This window comes from Haladaptatus sp. CMSO5 (assembly GCF_036689885.1).
Taxonomy (GTDB): Archaea; Halobacteriota; Halobacteria; order Halobacteriales; family Halococcaceae; genus QDMS2.
This window is the reverse complement of sequence record NZ_JBAHVW010000001.1, coordinates 2,517,062-2,534,635: the sequence shown is the minus strand read 5'-3', so window position 1 is coordinate 2,534,635 and position 17,574 is coordinate 2,517,062. Positions and strand designations below refer to the sequence as shown.

The 17,574-nt window shown below is 60.7% G+C and carries 17 protein-coding genes; 11 read left to right on the top strand and 6 right to left on the bottom strand.

Annotation, left to right across the window (positions count from 1 at the left end; translation table 11 throughout):
• Window positions 1–534, top strand: coding sequence for a DUF1684 domain-containing protein (locus V5N12_RS13455; RefSeq protein ID WP_332899681.1), 534 nt, complete (start codon window positions 1–3; stop codon window positions 532–534).
• Here the strand turns inward: V5N12_RS13455 and V5N12_RS13450 are convergent.
• Both V5N12_RS13450 and V5N12_RS13445 read right to left on the bottom strand, forming a co-directional pair.
• Window positions 531–2,786: an NADP-dependent malic enzyme gene (locus V5N12_RS13450; RefSeq protein ID WP_332899680.1), complete on the bottom strand. Its 2,256-nt coding sequence runs from the start codon at window positions 2,784–2,786 to the stop codon at window positions 531–533. The genes V5N12_RS13455 and V5N12_RS13450 overlap by 4 nt on opposite strands.
• Before the next feature lie 85 nt (window positions 2,787–2,871).
• A complete protein-coding gene (locus V5N12_RS13445) occupies window positions 2,872–3,900 on the bottom strand; it encodes a DUF7544 domain-containing protein (RefSeq protein ID WP_332899679.1) in 1,029 nt (342 codons plus the stop codon).
• Between the two features lie 102 nt (window positions 3,901–4,002).
• On the opposite strand from V5N12_RS13445, the gene V5N12_RS13440 reads away from it, so the two are divergent.
• Genes V5N12_RS13440 through V5N12_RS13420 form a run of 5 tightly spaced genes read left to right on the top strand, consistent with a single transcriptional unit; the run spans window position 4,003 to window position 7,823 of the window.
• Window positions 4,003–4,497: a COX15/CtaA family protein gene (locus V5N12_RS13440; RefSeq protein WP_332899678.1), complete on the top strand. Its 495-nt coding sequence runs from the start codon at window positions 4,003–4,005 to the stop codon at window positions 4,495–4,497.
• 44 nt (window positions 4,498–4,541) lie between these two features.
• Window positions 4,542–5,396: a basic amino acid ABC transporter substrate-binding protein gene (locus V5N12_RS13435; protein ID WP_332899677.1), complete on the top strand. Its 855-nt coding sequence runs from the start codon at window positions 4,542–4,544 to the stop codon at window positions 5,394–5,396.
• A gap of 8 nt (window positions 5,397–5,404) precedes the next feature.
• A complete protein-coding gene (locus tag V5N12_RS13430) occupies window positions 5,405–6,097 on the top strand; it encodes an amino acid ABC transporter permease (RefSeq protein ID WP_332899676.1) in 693 nt (230 codons plus the stop codon).
• Complete coding sequence (locus tag V5N12_RS13425) at window positions 6,094–6,846, top strand: amino acid ABC transporter ATP-binding protein (protein WP_332899675.1); 753 nt, start codon at window positions 6,094–6,096, stop codon at window positions 6,844–6,846. The genes V5N12_RS13430 and V5N12_RS13425 overlap by 4 nt, the downstream gene beginning before the upstream one ends.
• Window positions 6,843–7,823 (top strand): amino acid ABC transporter permease, encoded by a 981-nt coding sequence (locus tag V5N12_RS13420; protein ID WP_332899674.1) that lies wholly within the window; start codon window positions 6,843–6,845, stop codon window positions 7,821–7,823. Before V5N12_RS13425 ends, V5N12_RS13420 begins: the two co-directional genes overlap by 4 nt.
• A gap of 32 nt (window positions 7,824–7,855) precedes the next feature.
• Here the strand turns inward: V5N12_RS13420 and V5N12_RS13415 are convergent, their stop codons facing one another.
• The gene (locus V5N12_RS13415; RefSeq protein ID WP_332899673.1) at window positions 7,856–9,301 is read right to left on the bottom strand and encodes a replication factor C large subunit; all 1,446 of its coding nucleotides are present in this window, start codon (window positions 9,299–9,301) and stop codon (window positions 7,856–7,858) included.
• 88 nt (window positions 9,302–9,389) lie between these two features.
• Between V5N12_RS13415 and V5N12_RS13410 the strand changes: the two genes are divergently transcribed.
• Window positions 9,390–10,229, top strand: a complete 840-nt coding sequence (locus V5N12_RS13410) for an SDR family NAD(P)-dependent oxidoreductase (RefSeq protein WP_332899672.1) — start codon at window positions 9,390–9,392, stop codon at window positions 10,227–10,229.
• A 52-nt stretch (window positions 10,230–10,281) separates the two neighbouring features.
• Here the strand turns inward: V5N12_RS13410 and trmB are convergent, their stop codons facing one another.
• The 3 genes from trmB to V5N12_RS13395 all read right to left on the bottom strand — a co-directional run bounded on the left by trmB (window position 10,282) and on the right by V5N12_RS13395 (window position 13,093).
• On the bottom strand, window positions 10,282–11,337 hold the full coding sequence (gene trmB, locus V5N12_RS13405) for an HTH-type sugar sensing transcriptional regulator TrmB (RefSeq protein WP_332899671.1): 1,056 nt from the start codon (window positions 11,335–11,337) through the stop codon (window positions 10,282–10,284).
• 65 nt (window positions 11,338–11,402) lie between these two features.
• On the bottom strand, window positions 11,403–12,029 hold the full coding sequence (gfcR, locus tag V5N12_RS13400; RefSeq protein WP_332899670.1) for a transcriptional regulator GfcR: 627 nt from the start codon (window positions 12,027–12,029) through the stop codon (window positions 11,403–11,405).
• Window positions 12,026–13,093 carry a glucose 1-dehydrogenase gene (locus V5N12_RS13395; protein WP_332899669.1) on the bottom strand — a complete coding sequence of 356 codons (1,068 nt, stop codon included), beginning with the start codon at window positions 13,091–13,093 and terminating at the stop codon, window positions 12,026–12,028. The genes gfcR and V5N12_RS13395 overlap by 4 nt, the downstream gene beginning before the upstream one ends.
• Before the next feature lie 146 nt (window positions 13,094–13,239).
• Between V5N12_RS13395 and V5N12_RS13390 the strand changes: the two genes are divergently transcribed.
• From V5N12_RS13390 to kdgK1, 4 genes are read left to right on the top strand one after another with little or no spacing between them, the layout of a single operon-like run.
• On the top strand, window positions 13,240–14,475 hold the full coding sequence (locus V5N12_RS13390; RefSeq protein ID WP_332899668.1) for an HAD family hydrolase: 1,236 nt from the start codon (window positions 13,240–13,242) through the stop codon (window positions 14,473–14,475).
• Window positions 14,472–15,383, top strand: a complete 912-nt coding sequence (locus V5N12_RS13385; protein ID WP_332899667.1) for a dihydrodipicolinate synthase family protein — start codon at window positions 14,472–14,474, stop codon at window positions 15,381–15,383. The genes V5N12_RS13390 and V5N12_RS13385 overlap by 4 nt, the downstream gene beginning before the upstream one ends.
• A gap of 4 nt (window positions 15,384–15,387) precedes the next feature.
• Entirely contained in the window at window positions 15,388–16,623 is a 1,236-nt protein-coding gene (locus tag V5N12_RS13380; RefSeq protein WP_332899666.1) for a mandelate racemase/muconate lactonizing enzyme family protein, read from the top strand.
• Window positions 16,620–17,573, top strand: coding sequence for a bifunctional 2-dehydro-3-deoxygluconokinase/2-dehydro-3-deoxygalactonokinase (gene kdgK1, locus V5N12_RS13375; protein WP_332899665.1), 954 nt, complete (start codon window positions 16,620–16,622; stop codon window positions 17,571–17,573). Before V5N12_RS13380 ends, kdgK1 begins: the two co-directional genes overlap by 4 nt.
• The last annotated feature ends 1 nt before the right edge of the window (window position 17,574 follow it).

Here is a 17,574-nt window from a genome sequence, read left to right as displayed (position 1 = left end):
ATGAGTACCGTAGAAGACCTCGCCGAACAGCGCACCCGCAAAGACGAGTTTTTCAAGAACCATCCGCATTCGCCGATTCCCTACGACCAACGCGAGGGGTTTCGTGGTCTGTCGTACTACGACCCGAACCCCGACTTGCGGTTTGTCATCCCGCTTTCCGAACACGCGGAGAAGGAGGAGCTCCTCCTCGAAACGAGTACCGAAGGGGTTCGGCAGTATCTCCGGTGGGGCGAGTTCCGCATCGAAATCGACAGCGAGCAAGTCGTAATTCAGGCGTACCGCGCCGACGAACACGAGCTGCGGCTGTTCATCCCCTTCCGCGACCGAACCAGCGGGTCTGAAACTTACGGCGGCGGCCGCTATCTCGACTTAGAGGAGACAGACCGCGAGGGCGAGGCGTGGATACTCGATTTCAACCTCGCGTACAACCCGTACTGTGCGTACTCAGAAGCCTACGAATGCCCGCTGCCGCCGGGTGAAAACTGGCTCCAGGTGCCCATCGAAGCGGGCGAAAAGAACTACGAGCCGAATTAGTTGTTCTCTTGGGCGTCGACGACCGCGACGGACGCAAGATTCACGATGTCCTTGACCTCGTCGCCGCGCTGGAGGACGTGGACGGGTTTGTCCATGCCAACGAGCATCGGCCCAATCGCCTCTGCGCCGCCGAGGCGCTGGAGGAGTTTGTACGCGATGTTCCCCGCCTCAAGGTTCGGGAACACGAGCACGTTCGCCGATTTCTTCAGGTCGGAGAACTCGTAGGTGCCGTCGAGGATGCTCTTGACGACGGCGGTGTCCGCCTGCATCTCGCCGTCAACGGGGAAGTCCGCAGCCGGGTCAGTCCGCAACGTGCGGGCGGCACGTCGAACCTTCGCGGTTCCTTCGTTGTCCACCGACCCGAAGTTCGAGTAGGAGAGCAACGCGGCGCGTGGCTCGACGTTGAACCGGCGGGCGAGGGTCGCGGTGTGTTTCGTAATCTCTGCGAGCACCTCCTCGGTCGGGTCGAGATTCACCGTCGTGTCCACGCAGAAGATGACGCGGTTTTTGAAGGTGAGCATGTACACACCCGCAGCGTAGTTCGCGTCCTCTGCGGTGCCGATGACCTGCAGGGGCGGGCGCAGGGCCGAGGGATAGTGGTGCGTGAGGCCCGTGAGCATCGCGTCTGCGTCACCCATCTCCACGAGCACGCTGCCGAGGTAGTTGCCGTCGGTGATGAGTTCGTCAGCCTCGCGGCGGGTGACGCCTTTGCGCCGTCTGAGTTCGTACAGCCGGTCTGCGTAGGCGTCTAAGTTGCTCTTGTTTGGGTCGACGATTTCCGGCTCGAATTCGAGGCCGAGGCGCTGGGAGGTCTCCCAGATACGGTCGCGGTCGCCAATCAAGATGGGCTCTGCGATGCCCTGTTCTATGAGTTGGTAGGCCGCGCGCACCATCTTCTCGTCGTCGCCTTCTGCGAGCACGACGCGCTTTGGGTCGAGCTTTGCCTTGTTGAGGACGACGCGCATCATCTCGCGGGATTTCCCGAGGCGCGCTTCGAGCTTTTCGACGTAGTGGTCGATGTCGAGTTCGATACGCGAGGCACCGGAGTCGATGGCTGCCTTCGCAACGGCCGGGGCGACTTCGAACAGGACGCGCGGGTCGACCGGTTTCGGGATGATATAGTCGGGACCGAACTGAATCGGCTGGTCTCCGTACGCTTTGACAACCGCATCAGGCACGTCTTGGCGCGCGAGACGGGCGAGCGCCTTTGCGGCGGCAATCTTCATCTCCTCGTTAATCTCGCTTGCGCGCACGTCGAGTGCGCCCCGGAAGATGAACGGGAAGCCGAGGACGTTGTTCACCTGATTCGGGTAGTCAGAGCGCCCCGTCGCCATGATAACCATGTCGTCGCGGGCGCTTTTCGCGTCTTCGTAGGTGATTTCGGGGTCGGGGTTCGCCATGGCGAAGATGACCGGGTCTGACGCCATCGACTGAACCATCTCCTGGCTCACGATACCGCCGATGGAGAGGCCTGCGAACACGTCCGCGCCTTCCATCGCGTCTGCGAGGTCGCCTTCCGGCACGTCGCGGGCGAACTGCTGTTTGTATTTGTTGACGTCGCCTTCGTCTGCGCGCTGTTTCGTGATGATGCCCGAGGAGTCACACATCGTGATGTTCTCGCGTTTCGCGCCGAGCGAGACGTAAAAGCGGGCGGTTGCGATGGCGCTTGCCCCGGCACCCGAGAACACGATGTCGAGTTCGTCGAGGTCTTTGTCAACGACGTCTGAGGCATTGAGCAGGGCGGCCCCGGAGATGATGGCGGTGCCGTGTTGGTCGTCGTGGAACACGGGGATGTTCATCTGCTCTCGGAGTCGCTCTTCGATGGTGAAACACTCGGGGGCCTTGATGTCCTCTAAGTTGATGCCCCCGAAGGTTGGTTCCATGGCCTTCACCGACGCGATGATGGCTTCCGGGTCGTCGAGGTCGAGTTCGATGTCGAAGACGTCGATGTCGGCAAAGCGTTTGAACAGGACGCCCTTTCCTTCCATCACGGGTTTCGAGGCCTGTGCGCCGATGTCGCCGAGGCCGAGCACCGCAGACCCATTCGAGATGACGCCCACCATGTTGCCTTTCGCGGTGTAGGTGTAGGCGTCGTCCGGGTTTTCTTCGATTGCGAGACACGGCGCGGCCACGCCCGGCGAGTACGCCAGACTCAGGTCGCGCTGGGTGTTTGTCGGTTTCGTCGTCGAAATCTCAATTTTGCCGGGCGGGTCGCGCTTGTGGTATGCGAGAGAATCTTCATCAAGTCCCATGGGTGTACTCCCACAGGGTTCCGTAAAAAGATATGCGAAGTCACAATTCGACACACGTCGAAAATCTGTGGTTCTCCGGCAACGATTACCGGTCGTCGTCTGTCGGTTCGTCTGTGTCTTCGGCTGCGTCCTCGCTCAGTTCCGTTGGGTCGCCCTCGCCGTCTGCGCGCACCGTTCGGCGTTGGTCGGGGATGAGGTCGAACTCTGGCGCTGAGTCACCGAGGACGAATAGCGCGTAGTACCGGAAGAACGTCGCCACCGGCACTTGCACGAACAGCGCGTAGATGAGCAAGAGCAGGCCAATCGGAATGGCGAGCACGACGAGGAAGGCAATGACGGCGTTCGTCACCCCGCCTGCGCCTGCGAACAGCCCGAAGCCCAACAGGGCTCCGATGCCGAGCACTGGCACGAACACGACCGCAAGGGCGATTGCGACGAGGATGCCTCCGGCGATGCCGAGCAGCCAGCGAAGCACGACATAGACGCCGTACTGTTTCCATTGCTCGCGGAGCACTGGCCAGAACCGTCGCCACCCGGCAAGGACGCCGAGGTTTTCGTGCATCATCACTGGGACGACGAAGTCGGTGGTCAGGCTGAGCGTAATTGCTAGTAAAATCGCCACGATGAACAGGAAGGGCAATAAAAAGAGCAAGAGTAGCGGCGTGACTGCGAAGAGGAAGACGGCACCAACCCCGAAAATCGGCGCGAGGATGAGCAAGAACAGCAAGAAGCTGAACACGAACAGGCGTACGCCTTTGCCAAACCAGCGGCGGAACGGAGCGCGGATGTGCACTTCCTCGCTGCGCACCGCGTCTACGAACACGAACTGGAAGACGGAACTCGCGATGGCGAACAACAGCCCGATGAGGAGCAAGACGGCGACCACGACCAGTATGAGCACAACGACGTTGGCTGGCTCTTGAATCGGCGGGAAGTCGCTTGGTGTGTCACCCGACGGCACTGTGAAGTTGGTACCACCGCCGCCGCCGCCGACACCACCGATGAAAAAGACGATGATGGCGAGTTTCAGCCATTTTCGCATGTCAAACGGAAAGAGGAACTGTCGCGTCGCGGTCAACGCATCCTCGATGTCTTCTATTGCATACCACGACATGTCAACTAGACCATGCGACGGCCACAGGTAAGAAGGTACCCCTCAAACGGACAGCATCCAACTCGGACACATCTAAATACCATCGGGACTGAGTTCCGACCAATGAACCTCCGTTACCGGCACCTTGCCGCCGTAACCGCGGGGCTGACGTACATCCTCATCCTGCTCGGTGTGTACACGAGTTTGATGGGCGCAGGAGCATCGTGTAGCCTACAGTGGCCGCTCTGTGACGGCGGCGTTCTGCCGCAGACGGCGGCTGGCTGGATTGAATGGACCCACCGCCTCGTTGCGATGATAACCGGCTTTTTCATCCTCGGAACGGCCTACGGCGCGTGGAAACACAACCGTGACCCGCGCCTGAAGAAGGCGACGGCCATCGCGGCCGTGTTCCTCCCAACCCAGATTCTGCTCGGCGCGGTCACCGTGAAGGGCTACATCTGGTTCGGGAGCATCCAGCACCTCGTCGTGCTGGCTCACCACGCGACGGCCATGATTATCTTCGCGGCAACGGTTGCCACGACGGCGTGGGCGTATTCGGCCGCGCGGAGTGAGGCCACGACTTCCCGGTCTCACAGTTCGACGCCTGCGGACGACTAACACATGACGAAACGTTATTACCTCTGACGTGTCCTTTTTAGGGCATGGATCGCAAGTTCGAGAGTGACATAGACCGCCGCTCCTACCTGAAGCTCGTTGGAGCCGGTGGCGCAGTCGGAATGATGGGAACCGCAGGCTGCCTCGGAGGCGGCGATGGCGGTGACGGCGAAACGACCACGACCGAAGGCGGAGAGACCGGCACCGAAGGTGGGGAGACCACCGACATGGAAGTCACCGAAATCGTCCCCGGTACCGCGCCCGGCTTCGCGCCGTTCGAGTTCAAAGAAGGCGACGAACTCGTCGGCTTCGACATCGACCTGACCACCGCGGTCGTCGAGAACATGGAGGGCTACGAACTCGGCGAGTGGAAGGAGTTCGAGTTCTCCTCGCTCATCCCGGCGCTCACGAGCGAGAACATCGACCTCATCGCTGCGGCGATGACCATCAACGACGAACGCAAGCAGACCATCTCGTTTTCAGACCCCTACTACGAGGCAGACCAGTCCGTCCTCGTCCGCACGGACGGCGAGTTCTCGCCGGGGTCGCTCGATGATCTGAACGGCCACCCGGTCGGGGCACAGAAGGGGACGACGGGCGAGTCGATTGTCCAAGAACAAGTCCCGGACGCGACCTACCGCGCCTACGACAACTACGTCCTCGCCGTGCGCGACCTTGAGAACGGCAACGTCGATGCCGTCGTGCTCGACAAGCCGGTCGCCGAAAACTTCGCCTCACAGAGTGCTGTCGAAGTCGCGTTCGTCGAAGAGACGGGCGAGAAGTACGGCCTCGGCATGCGTCAGGATTCGGAGTTCATCGACGCGCTCAACGAGGGCCTCGCCGCCGTCAAAGAAGACGGCACGTACGAGGAAATCGTTAACAAGTGGTTCGGCCAAGAATAAACACGTAAATGACCCTCTCAGCCCCAATCATACAGGCGGGTGACTGGGCGTTTATCGCAGAGAACGCTGAGTTCCTCGTCGCCGGGCTGTGGGTCACGATTAAACTCACGATAGCGAGCATCCTGCTCGGATTTTTCATCGGCTTCCCGGCGGGCGCAATCGAAGTGTACGGGCGCGGCCCCGTGAAGTGGGCCGTCGAGACGGCGGGAGTCATCATTCGCGGCATCCCCATCGTCGTCATCCTCGTGTACGTCTTTTTCGTCCTCTCGGTGACGAACGACCCGTTCTGGGCGGCAACGCTCGGCCTCGGACTTCGCGGGGGCGCCTATCAGTCACAGATTTTCCGTGGGGCGTTCCAGAGTGTCTCCGGCGGGCAGATGGAAGCCGCACGCTCGATTGGCCTCACGCGCTTGCAGGCGATTCGCTACGTGAGCGTGCCACAGGCACTTCGGCGCAGTGTGCCGGGCTTTCAAAACGAGTTCACTATCGTGCTGAAAGACACGAGTGTGGCGCTCGTCGTCGGCCTCTCTGAGTTGCTCACGAGAGGCAACGACCTCTACTTACAGCCACGGGGCGGCTCGGCCGTCCTCGAAGTGTTCTTGCTCATCAGCGCCATCTACTTCGTGCTCACGTTCGTGACCAACCGCAGCCTCGACTTACTCAACGATTACTATGCTATTCCCGGAGGAAACGACACATGACTGACCCGCTGCTCCGCGTCGAGAACGTCTCAAAGTCCTACGGCGCAGAAGAGGTGCTCCACGACATCAGTTTCGAGATGGAACCCGGTGACGTCGAAGTGCTCATCGGCCCCTCTGGCAGCGGGAAGTCCACGATGCTTCGTTGCGTGAACCGCCTCACTGAAATCGACTCGGGTGCCATCTATCTCGATGGCGAGAACGTCACCGCGCCGAGCTACGACGTAAACGACCTCCGCCGTGAGGTCGGCATGGTGTTCCAGGACTTCAACCTGTTCGCCCACCTCAAAGCCCGCGAGAACATCACGCTCGGCCTGCGAAAGGTTCGCGGCATGGGCAAAGCCGAGGCGAACGAGCGGGCGATGGAACACCTCGAACAGGTCGGCCTCGCAGACCAGGCTGACTCCTACCCCGCAGAGCTGTCTGGCGGGCAAAAACAGCGCGTCGGCATCGCTCGTGCGCTTGCGATGGACCCGAAGCTCATGCTGTTCGACGAGCCAACGAGCGCGCTGGACCCCGAACTCATCGGAGAGGTGCTCTCGGTGATGCGCGCCCTCGCAGACGACGGCATGACGATGCTCGTCGTCACCCACGAGATGAGCTTCGCGCGGGAAGTCGCCTCGGGCATCTCGTTTCTCGCAGACGGGTCGCTCGTCGAACGCGGCCCGCCTGAGCAACTGTTCACGAACCCACAACACGACCGGACGCGACAGTTCTTGAGCCGCCTTTCGACCACGGAGAACCACGGATGAGCGAGACGGCCACCAGTCGAGACCGTCGGGCATTGCTCGGTCGTACCGGCGCGCTCGTTGGCCTCCTCGTTGGCCTGCTCTTCTGGGGGTGGCTCATCGCCCGGTGGCTGAATGCGTGGCTGTTCTCCGGAATAACCGGTATCGGGCCAAACGAGCCGTTCGTCTCCCCATCGATTTTCGGCGGTATCGCAGAGACGCTCACCGCAACCGCGTCCCTCCTCGGGCCGCTTGGCGGGCCGGTAAACCTGACTGGCGATTTGTTCCTCTACGCCGCACAGACCCCAAATGGGCTTCCACAGCTTGCCGGAGCCGTTTGGCTCACCATCGTGCTCACCGTACTCGGCCTCGGCCTCGGGCTCATTATCGCCGTTCCGCTCTCGGTTGCGCGGGTGTACGGTGGCACCGTCTCCCGGAGCATCGCACTCGGCTACATCGAACTCATTCGCGGGACGCCGTTGCTCGCCCAGCTGTTCGTCCTACACTTCGGGACGGGTCTCTCCTCGTTCATCCGCGAGTTCCCCGGTGTTGGCCAGAGCATCATTCCAGACCAGTTCATCTGGGTGGCCATCATCGGTTTCACGATCAACAGCGCGGCGTATCAAGCCGAATACATCCGCTCTGCGCTGTTGTCCGTAGAAGAGGGACAGCTCACCGCCGCGCGCGCAGTCGGCCTCTCGAAACTCGAGGCGATTCGCTACGTCGTGCTCCCACAGGGGCTGCGCTACGCGATTCCCGGCTGGTCAAACGAGTTCGTCTACCTCATCAAGTACTCCTCACTCGCGGCGTTCATCACCGTCCCCGAGCTGTTTTTCACCTCACAGGAACTCGCTACCGTGGGCTATCAGATTACCGTGGTGTACACCCTCGCGGCGCTCATCTATCTCGCGCTCGTGCTCTCTGCTTCGAAGCTCATGAACCGCATCGAGCAGGCCGTCTCCATCCCCGGCCTCGGGCACGTAACCGGCAGAACCCACTGACAACCCTCTTTTTTAGCAATCAGAAAACCGCGTCACATGAAGTCGCTGAGGCCAGATTGCGAATCGCCGCTTTCCGTCTCTTCGTTCGATTCGTCCGACGCGGCTTCTGCGTCATCGCTCGCTTCTGACTCGTCAGCCTCGTCGTCAACGTCCATCGACGTGCGGTGTGCGCCCTCGAACGCACCGCCCGAGTGCTCGACGGCCGCTTTCTCCTTTAACTCGTCTGCGTCTTCGACGATGCGCTGTACCTTGTTTGTGTCCTTCCCGCTGCCCGTGAGAAACGCGAGGTGGTCTGCGTCTAAGTCGTAGCGGGCGGCCACCGCCACCGTCAGGTCACGATTCTTGCAGTGGTAGGTCATCCCGGCGAGATACGGGAGGATGTCGCGTCGTGCGCTTCCCATCGACACGCCGCTTGCCTCTGCGATTTTCTGGGCAATGTAGTCGCGCTTGTTGCGGGTTGCCTTCGAGCGCCCGAGTTTCGACCAGTAGCTCGGCGGCCCGTAGCGCGTCCACCCGCCTTTCGTGCCGTTGCGCGAGGCGGCCACACCTGCGGTCATGTTGTCGCCCGCATACCGCCAGTAGGAGTAGTTCTGCGTCTTGCGCACGCGCCCGAGCCAGATGTCAGCCTTCCCAAGGTGGTCGTAGGCGTCGGCCAACTCCTCGCCCTCGAAGTCTTTGGGCATGTTGTCCTCTATCCAGTTGATGAGGTCGTCGGGCGTCTCGTCTACGTCGTAGGACTGTTTGAGCGCTTCCTCTGCGTCGAGTTTCTTGATGACATCATCGAGGTAGTCGAAGATGCCGGTCGAGCGGTCGCGCTCGCCCGTGATGACGTGGTCTGCGGTCAGTCGGTCGGTCGATTCGGCGAGCGCTTGGAGGTCGTTTACCGCCCCTCGAAGGTCGCCCTTGTTGGCTTCCGCGATTTTCTCTAAGGCGTCTTCCTCGTACTCGACGCCCTCTTTCCGACAGAGGTCGCGGAGCACGGGGACAATCGAACGCATCCGAACGTCGCGAAACTCGATTGCCTCACACGCGTTGCGCAGCGAGTTCGACATGTCGTAGAACTCGTTTGCGATGAGCACCATTGGCTGACTCGCTTCCTTCACGAGTCGCGTGAGCGCCCGCGAGCCGCCGCGGTCTGCGTTGCCGTGGATGTTGTCCGCCTCGTCTAAGATGATGAGCCGTCGCTCTGCCGTGCCCGTTTGGGTCAGCGTACCGCTTTTGGCTGCCTCGCCCGCCACGCGCTCGATGACGCTCGCGGTGCGCTGGTCTGAGGCGTTGAGTTCGATGGTGTTCCAGCCAAAATCGTTCGCCAACGCGTGGACGGCGGACGTCTTGCCGACGCCGGGACTGCCGTGGACGATGGCGGCTTTTCGATGGGAATCCCAGCTCTGTGCCCACTCTTTGAGGGCGGTGCGGGCCTTGTCGTTGCCGCGTACCTCAGAAAGCGTCGTCGGGCGGTACTTCTCCGTCCAATCCATTGGCACACGGTAGGCGCGAGCGGCGTTTAGTGGTTGCGGAGCCGTCGTGATACGCGGGATTTTCTTTGCGCCCTCCGTAGCTCTCTCAATGCCCACCCTCACAGACACTGTCGCACTCGTCACCGGCGCGAGCCGGGGCGTTGGTCGGGGTATCGCCCGCGAACTCGGCGCGACGGGCGCGACCGTCTACGTCACCGGGAGAAGCGTCGCGGGAGACGTAACCGAAGACCTGCCCGGAACCGTCACAGAGACGGCCACGCTTGTGGACGAGGCGGGCGGCACCGGCATCGCGGTTCGCTGTGACCACGCTGTCGATGCGGACGTCGAAGCCCTGTTCGAACAAATCGAACGCGACCACGGTCGCCTCGACCTGCTCGTAAACAACGTCTGGGGCGGCTACGAGGAGTACGACGACACGTTCGACGACCCATTTTGGGAACAGCCGCTCGACCGGTGGGACCGGATGTTCGACGTGGGCGCTCGCGCCCATTTCACGGCCAGCCGCCTCGCCGCACCGATGATGCGCGAGCAGGGACACGGCCTCATCGTTGGCATTTCGTGGGGTGACGGCGAGAAGTTCCGCGGCAGTACGCCCTACGACGTGGCGAAAACCGCGGTCGATAGGCTCGGGAAGGCGATGGCCCACGAATTGAGAGACGACGAAATTTCCTCACTCATCCTCTACCCGGGATTCACCCGCACCGAGCGCGTGGAACAGGCGTTCGATGAGATGGGCGAGGACCCACCCGAGGAAACGCACTCACCCGAGTACGTCGGGCGTGCGGTCGTCGCGTTGGCGACAGATTCGGACGTGTTCGAGAAAACGGGCGGCATATTCGCGGTTGGCGACCTCGCCCGCGAGTACGGGTTCACGGATACGGACGGACGCCAGCCGCCGCGATTCGAAATCGACACTGACCCACTCTAACTCGTTTCCGCCCGTTTCGTGTCTCCTCAGTAAATCGATCGTGTCTTTGCGATTACGCGCGTGGCGGTTGTTCTTGGTCGATGTGAATCTCGTGGGCTTCTACGTCTTCGAGTGCGGCGACCTGACCGCCGACTTCGACGACTCCGTCTGTTGTTTCCACCGACACGCGTGCTGTTTTCCGGCCGTTGCCAACGGATGTATTCACGATCCGTCCTTCAACGAGTCGGCTCTGTCCGGTGGTGATATCCCGACCACGAATCGTAGCAAAGAACGTCTCCTCGCGCCCCTGTAAATCGCTTACACAGCGACGAATGGTCGCATATCGGCGGGGGAACGGACGGTCATCCTCACGGGTCGCAACGTCGGTCGAGGTCGTCCAGAGGAGTGTGTTGAAAAAGCCCGATACCAGAAAGCCAAGCGCAGACCGATTGAAGATAACGCCGAACCGGTCTGTTCCTTGTTTTTCAGCGATTGCTTCTCGGGGCGCGTACACAGAGTAGTTACCATCCGCGACGGCGATTATCGGTGTTGTGATACCACGCCGTGAGCGAACCGTCGTCCCGACCGAGAGATAGTCGTACTCCTCGACGCTGGGAAGGTCTACTGCAGGCGAGAGGAGCAAGTCGATAGTCACGCCGGCTTCGACTTTCGCAGCGAGCGAATCCTCGAATTCCGCGAGTAGCTCGGGAGTGAGCGAGAGAATCAGTTCGTACTCTGCGGTGTCGATGACGTCGGCCAGATATCGGTTGATGGTCGCACTCGATTTGACGAGCGACGCAGCCTCAGTTTGTCTGGTTGGAGCGGTGTACAACTGTTCTAAGTCGGTCACAACGTCGTCGAGTGATTTGCGAAAGTCAGTAAACGCCTCCTCTGGGTCGATGGCGAGGACGCGAAGCGGTCTGGTCTCTTGTAACTCGACCAAACCGTGGTCACCCAACGTGCGGACGGTGTCGTACACTCGAGGCTGGGGAATGTCCGTGTACTCGGAGATCTCAGAAGCCGTGACTTCACCGTGTTCGAGGATGGTGAGGTAGGCTTTCGTCTCGTACTCACCAAGAGCGAAGCGCGAGGAAAGGGACTCGAGTGATCGATAAAGATCCGAGGTCATGTGATTTTCAGTTCCATTTTCTGGCAAATCAGTGTGTTCATACCTGTGAAACCAGCCGCTGCTTCTCAGCGCTCACCAACGGGAATCACCTCTACGAGCGAATACACCGGCACACCTTCGATCTCGTCTACACCCTCTTTGTCCACGAGAACGATTCCAGCGACTGGGTTTCCACCTTCATTGCGAATCGCTTCTACGGTCTCGCGCATCGTCGTCCCGCTCGTAATCGTATCGTCTACGATGACGCAAGGCTCGTCTGCGATGGACCCGAAGTTCCGTGAAAACGCACCGGCGGTTGCGTCGCCACCCTCGTCATTCCACTGATGTTTGGCCGGGGCATAGGCAGCGAGACTCGTTTCAAGTTGCTGGGCCACGTTGGTTGCGAGTGGAACGCCCGCTTTCTCGATTCCGACAGTGACAGTAACGTCGTCTGTGGTCTCTTCCAAGACGCCTGCCATTGCCTTGCCCACGTGAAACAAACTAGTGTGGCTCTTCCCAATCGTACTCCAATCGACGTGTATGTCACTCGTGTCGGTCGCAGTCGGTGAGTTACCATTCGCCTCTTGGCTCCGACTCACGAGCCAGCTCGCGGTTCGCTTCGAGACGTTTAGCTCGTCTGCAATCTCTCCTTTCGATTGTCCGCTTGCGGTCAGTTCTGCAGCGCTTTCGATGAGGTCGTCGATATTTTTCATAGACTGTGGAATTCGATTGCGGTTTTGATGGTTCGGTCGTCGGTCTCGAACGCCGTTCCGAACGAGTCGAGGTCGTACACGCCGGTCACGAGCGCATCAAGAAAAGACTCGTCGAGTGCAGACAGTGTGTCGATTGCGGCTTCAAAATGCTCGTGTCCGGAGTTTACGCTCCCCACGAGTGCCTTGTTGTTGAGGACGAACTCGCGGTGGAGGTCGCTGCCAGCCACCTCGAAACGCCATCCTCGCGCGGGGACGCCAAGGAGCGCGGCGACCCCGTTTGGCGCGAGTGCCTCGATGCTCTCGAAGGCGTGTTTCGCGTAGCCAGTCGCTTCGTATACGAGATCCATCGGTTCGTACGCGTGTGGAATCTCTGAAACTGGTGTTTCGCGCGAATCGATGTACGTCGCCCCTAATTTCTCGATGATATCTATCGACGGATCTGGCCGGTCACGGCGGCCGAGACAGTACACTTCTTCGTATCCATCGAGCATCGCGAGGGTCAACAATCCGAGCGAACCGTTGCCAAGAACGAGCGCACGCGTCGGGGTCCAGTCGAACGACGACCGGGACGCGTATGCGAGTTCGAGTGCCTTCTCGGTGATGCTGATCGGCTCTACGAGAAAACCAATCTCTGCGAGATTGTCTGGGATTGGAACGAGGTATTCGACCGGGCTGGTAAAGTACTCGGCCATGAACCCGTGCCCGCCGTCGATACCCCGCTCTACGTACTGTCCTGGTGGGGCCATGTCGGGCTCTTTCCGCTCGAAGTAGTCGTTCGTCACCCCTTCTGGTGGCCGCCGAACCGTCGGGACGACGACGTCACCACGTGAGAGGGACGACTCTGTTGGCGCAGATTCGACGACACCAACCGCTTCGTGGCCAAGTACGAGTTGCTCCTCCCCCTCTGGGAACCCTCCATGACCGCCTGAGAGTACTTCGTGGTCGGTTCCGTCGACCCCCACCCGTAGGGTTCTGACGAGCGCCTCACCGGGTTCTACTTCCGGTTTCGGGAGCTCCACCAACCTCGGTTGTTCCTCGCCTTTTCGTACGGCGATCGCCTGCATACCAACGCGTAAGACCGCCCGGGATAAAATATTTATTCTGTTCTGAGTAAGTTATTTACGGCACGCCACAAAGGTGACCAGTGCCGTCGTTCGTCATCACGGTTCGCACTATGACTGACTCCCGACCCAACACATCAGATTCATACATGGATCGCTACGACCGGTTATACAGCCTCTACGAACGCGTCGATACAGATTCTTTGCGGTCGTATCAGGAATTTGTCGACTTATTTCCGATGGTCGATTCCATGGTCGCATTAGAGTACTGGGAAGAAGCCCAGGAGGAACTCACCGAACGAAAGAATTCGATTCGCTCCTCGTTTGTCGAGGGGGACATTCTCGCAGAGATTGCCGCCTACGCGAAACGAGAACAAGCCTTCACCGCGCTCGACCTGTACAACAAGTACGAACGCGGCGTGAACGTCCTCGTACTCGACGTAGATGAGACGCTTCGAAGTGCTGGTGAGACGGACAACGAAATCCCTCGTGAGACGCTCCACGTCCTGACCGAGTTCCACGAACGAGGCGTCCCCATCATCATATGTACTGGCCAAACCTTAGAGAACGTAAAGGGGTTCATGATTCAAGGGCTCGGCAACGAACTCGTCCACTCAGGTGACTTCAGCATCGTCTACGAAGGTGGGACGGGTGTGTTCACACCGGGCCACGGTGCGGATACGAAACAATTGCTCTACGAGGAGCTAGATGAGTCCATCAGGAGCATCTTCGACGAGGTACTTTCGAGAGTGCTCCCCGAAGCACCACCAGCACTCCGTCGTGGCTGTCACCTCCAGGGTAACGAGTTCAACGTCACACTGAAACCGAACTACGACATCGGGAGCGACCCTGCAGTTGAGATTATCGACAAGGCACTCGTCTACCTCCTCGACCTGTTGGGCGATGCGATTGATTGCGAGGATGGCGCGGCGTGGACGCGAGCCTTCTACGCCGATGCAGACCCTGAAATTCGCGAGGTCTTAGCAGCCCGCGATGCCCTCCCAACGAACGACCCAGAGCAAGCACCAGCGGCCCTCTGCGATGTCCTCGAACGCATCGACGTTGGCTACTATGAAGGGGACGCAGTCGAAATTGCGAGTCGCGAGTTGAATAAAGTGACTGGTGTACGCGCTGCCCTGGACGTTCTTGGGCTCGATGAGCCGTTCGCCCTCGTGATGGGCGACAGCAAAAGCGACCTGCGCGTCATGGAGTGGGTCCGTGAGAACGACTGTGGCATCGCAGCAGCTCCGGAACACGCCTCGAAGCGTGTCCTCGATCACGTTCGCAGAACCGACGACTTCGTGTTTACAGAAGGTGTCGCAGGAGATATTCTTTGGATCGTCCACGCACTCAACCGACTTGCAGAGACGACTCACAACCAATGACAGACGAAACAACCCCCGCTTCGATCGATCCGCTCGACCTCCACGGTGTCGTCCCACCGACGGTGACGGCCTTCCACGAGGACGAATCACTCGACCTCGAAACGACCGCCGCCCACGCCCGCTTCGTCGTCGACCGCGGCGTCCACGGTGTGTTCCCGCTCGGCACGAACGGCGAGTTTCCGTTGCTCACCAGCGAAGAACGCGAAGAGGTTCTCGAAGCTGTCGTCGCCGAAGTCGGCGGCGAGGTGCCGGTCATCGCCGGGGTCGGTGCGCCGAGTACGCGTGAAACCATCCGAAATGCGGCCACAGCACAGGACATCGGCGTCGATGGCCTCGTCGTCGTCACGCCATTTTACTTCCCCCTAGACCACGAGAGCGCGGTGACCCACTACACGCGCGTCGCAGAGGCCGTTGACCTCCCGGTGTACATCTACCACATCCCGAGTCGAACCGGCAACGCGCTCTCACTCGACACCCTCTCCGATCTCGCCGCCATCGACAACGTCGTCGGACTCAAAGATTCCAGTAAGGACGTCCCGTGGCTCTCACAGGCCGTAGACGCCCAGCCCGACCTGACCTTCCTCGTCGGCTCTGACTCGCTACTGTTCTCGGGGCTCTCGGTTGGCTGTCGGGGCATGGTGAGCGCGGTGGCGAACGTCTATCCCGAACTCGTAGTGGACCTGTACGACGCCTTCGAGGCAGGCGACCGAGACCGCGCGAAGGACCTCCAGAGTACGGTGTTCCGCGTGCGCGGGGCACTCAAAGAAGGGCCGTACATGGCTGGGGTGAAATCCGCACTCGAACTGCGTGACTTCGACGCCGGACCGCTTCGCTCGCCGCTGAGACGCATGGACGCAGACCAACAGGCAACGCTCGAAAACACCCTCTCCTCGCTCGAACTTCACTAATCCAATGCCACGAAACTACGCGACACTGCACGACCCGAACGCCGAATACACGATGCGAGACCTCTCTGCTGAGACGATGGGTCTCGACAATTCACGCGGTCCTCGCGACCTGAAAATCACCGACGTCCAGACGACGATGGTGGACGGCAACTTCCCGTGGACGCTCGTTCGCGTTTACACCGACGCCGGCATCGTGGGCACGGGTGAAGCCTACTGGGGTGCGGGCGTCCCAGAACTTATAGAGCGGATGAAACCGTTCGTCGTCGGCGAGAACCCACTCGACATCGACCGACTTTACGAACACCTCGTCCAGCGAATGTCCGGTGAAGGCTCGCTCGGCGGCGTCACCGTGACGGCCATCTCCGGAATCGAAATCGCTCTCCACGACCTCGCCGGAAAAATTCTCAGCCTGCCCGCCTACCAACTGCTCGGCGGCAAGTACCGCGACGAAGTGCGCGTCTACTGTGACTGCCACGCGGGCGACGAGAGTGAACCTGAGAGTAACGCAGACGAAGCCGAGCGCGTGGTAGATGAACTCGGTTACGACGCCCTCAAGTTCGACTTAGACGTCGAAAGCGGCCACGAGAAAGACCGTGCGAACCGCCACCTCCGAGGGCCGGAAATCGAGCACAAGGCCGAAATCGTCCGCGCTGTAACCGAGCGCGTCGGTGACCGTGCTGACGTGGCGTTCGACTGCCACTGGACCTTCTCCGGCGGGAGCGCAAAACGCCTCGCTCGAGCCATCGAGGACTACGACGTGTGGTGGCTCGAAGACCCCGTCCCACCGGAGAACCACGACGTCCAGCGCGAGGTCACCCAATCTACGACCACGCCAATCGCCGTCGGTGAGAACGTCTACCGCAAACACGGCCAGCGTCGCCTCCTCGAGAATCAGGCCGTCGACATCATCGCACCCGACCTGCCGAAAGTCGGCGGGATGCGTGAAACCCGGAAGATTGCGGACATGGCCGACACCTACTACGTCCCCGTCGCCATGCACAATGTCGCCTCGCCCGTCGCGACGATGGCGAGCGCCCACGTCGGCGCAGCTATTCCGAACTCACTGGCCGTTGAGTTCCACTCCTACCAACTCGGCTGGTGGTCGGACCTCGTAGAGGAGACGGTCATCGAGAACGGCCGCATCGAGATTCCAGAACGTCCCGGGCTCGGCCTCACCCTCGACATGGACGCCGTCGAGAAGCACATGGTTGAGGGTGAGACGCTGTTCGACGAAGCATGAGCGACCTCGTGACGTTCGGCGAGACGATGCTCCGCCTGTCGTCTGCTCCCGGTGACCGCCTCGAAACCACCCACTCCCTCGACCTTCGGGTGGGCGGTGCGGAGAGCAACGTCGCCGTGACCGCCCAGCGACTCGGTCTCGAGGCAACGTGGCTGTCAGCACTTCCCGACTCGCCACTGGGTCGGCGTGTCGTCACAGCCCTTCGACAACATGGCGTCTCCGTGGACGTGGTCTGGGACAAAAACAGGAGACAGGGCCTCTACTTCACAGAACCCGGCGGGTCGCCCCGGGGAACGGACGTCATCTACGACCGCGAAGACGCCGCCGTGACTCGTGTGACCGCGAACGACCTTGACTTGAATCGAATCCGCGATGCGACCGTGTTCTACACGAGCGGCATCACACCCGCGCTCTCGGAGACGCTTCGAGAGACCACCCAAGAACTGCTCGAAACGGCCCACGCGGCGGGCACGACGACAGCCTTCGACTGCAACTACCGGTCGAAACTCTGGTCGCCGGCCGAAGCACGGGAAACGATTACGGATCTCCTCGCACTCGTGGACGTTCTCATCGTCGCCAAGCGCGACGCGAAGACGGTTCTCGACATGGATGGGGACGCAGAAGCAATCGCACAAGAACTGCACGACTCGTTCGACTTCGAGACGGTTGTCGTGACCCGTGGCGAACAGGGCGCACTGGCCCGCGCGAACGGCGAAACCGTCACACAATCAGCCTACGACGCAGACACGCATGACCCAATCGGGACGGGCGATGCATTCGTTGGCGGCCTCTTGACTCGGCTCGTCGAGGGTGGCCCGCTCGCCGACGCACTCGCGTTCGGCGCGGCGGCCGCGGCGCTCAAGCGAACGATTGCGGGAGATCTCGCGACCATCAGGCGCGAAGAAGTGCAACGAGTCATTGAATCCGGTTCGACCGACATCGCTCGTTGAC

What these genes read in the sequence shown, in the direction of transcription:
- kdgK1 (WP_332899665.1), top strand. Translation starts at nt 16,620, where the DNA reads ATGAGCGACCTCGTGACGTTCGGCGAGACGATGCTCCGCCTGTCGTCT.
- V5N12_RS13430 (WP_332899676.1), top strand. Translation starts at nt 5,405, where the DNA reads ATGACCCTCTCAGCCCCAATCATACAGGCGGGTGACTGGGCGTTTATC.
- gfcR (WP_332899670.1), bottom strand. Translation starts at nt 12,029, where the DNA reads ATGAAAAATATCGACGACCTCATCGAAAGCGCTGCAGAACTGACCGCA.
- V5N12_RS13385 (WP_332899667.1), top strand. Translation starts at nt 14,472, where the DNA reads ATGACAGACGAAACAACCCCCGCTTCGATCGATCCGCTCGACCTCCAC.
- V5N12_RS13445 (WP_332899679.1), bottom strand. Translation starts at nt 3,900, where the DNA reads ATGTCGTGGTATGCAATAGAAGACATCGAGGATGCGTTGACCGCGACG.
- V5N12_RS13435 (WP_332899677.1), top strand. Translation starts at nt 4,542, where the DNA reads ATGGATCGCAAGTTCGAGAGTGACATAGACCGCCGCTCCTACCTGAAG.
- V5N12_RS13455 (WP_332899681.1), top strand. Translation starts at nt 1, where the DNA reads ATGAGTACCGTAGAAGACCTCGCCGAACAGCGCACCCGCAAAGACGAG.
- trmB (WP_332899671.1), bottom strand. Translation starts at nt 11,337, where the DNA reads ATGACCTCGGATCTTTATCGATCACTCGAGTCCCTTTCCTCGCGCTTC.
- V5N12_RS13425 (WP_332899675.1), top strand. Translation starts at nt 6,094, where the DNA reads ATGACTGACCCGCTGCTCCGCGTCGAGAACGTCTCAAAGTCCTACGGC.
- V5N12_RS13380 (WP_332899666.1), top strand. Translation starts at nt 15,388, where the DNA reads ATGCCACGAAACTACGCGACACTGCACGACCCGAACGCCGAATACACG.
- V5N12_RS13450 (WP_332899680.1), bottom strand. Translation starts at nt 2,786, where the DNA reads ATGGGACTTGATGAAGATTCTCTCGCATACCACAAGCGCGACCCGCCC.
- V5N12_RS13395 (WP_332899669.1), bottom strand. Translation starts at nt 13,093, where the DNA reads ATGCAGGCGATCGCCGTACGAAAAGGCGAGGAACAACCGAGGTTGGTG.
- V5N12_RS13410 (WP_332899672.1), top strand. Translation starts at nt 9,390, where the DNA reads ATGCCCACCCTCACAGACACTGTCGCACTCGTCACCGGCGCGAGCCGG.
- V5N12_RS13420 (WP_332899674.1), top strand. Translation starts at nt 6,843, where the DNA reads ATGAGCGAGACGGCCACCAGTCGAGACCGTCGGGCATTGCTCGGTCGT.
- V5N12_RS13440 (WP_332899678.1), top strand. Translation starts at nt 4,003, where the DNA reads ATGAACCTCCGTTACCGGCACCTTGCCGCCGTAACCGCGGGGCTGACG.
- V5N12_RS13415 (WP_332899673.1), bottom strand. Translation starts at nt 9,301, where the DNA reads ATGGATTGGACGGAGAAGTACCGCCCGACGACGCTTTCTGAGGTACGC.
- V5N12_RS13390 (WP_332899668.1), top strand. Translation starts at nt 13,240, where the DNA reads ATGGATCGCTACGACCGGTTATACAGCCTCTACGAACGCGTCGATACA.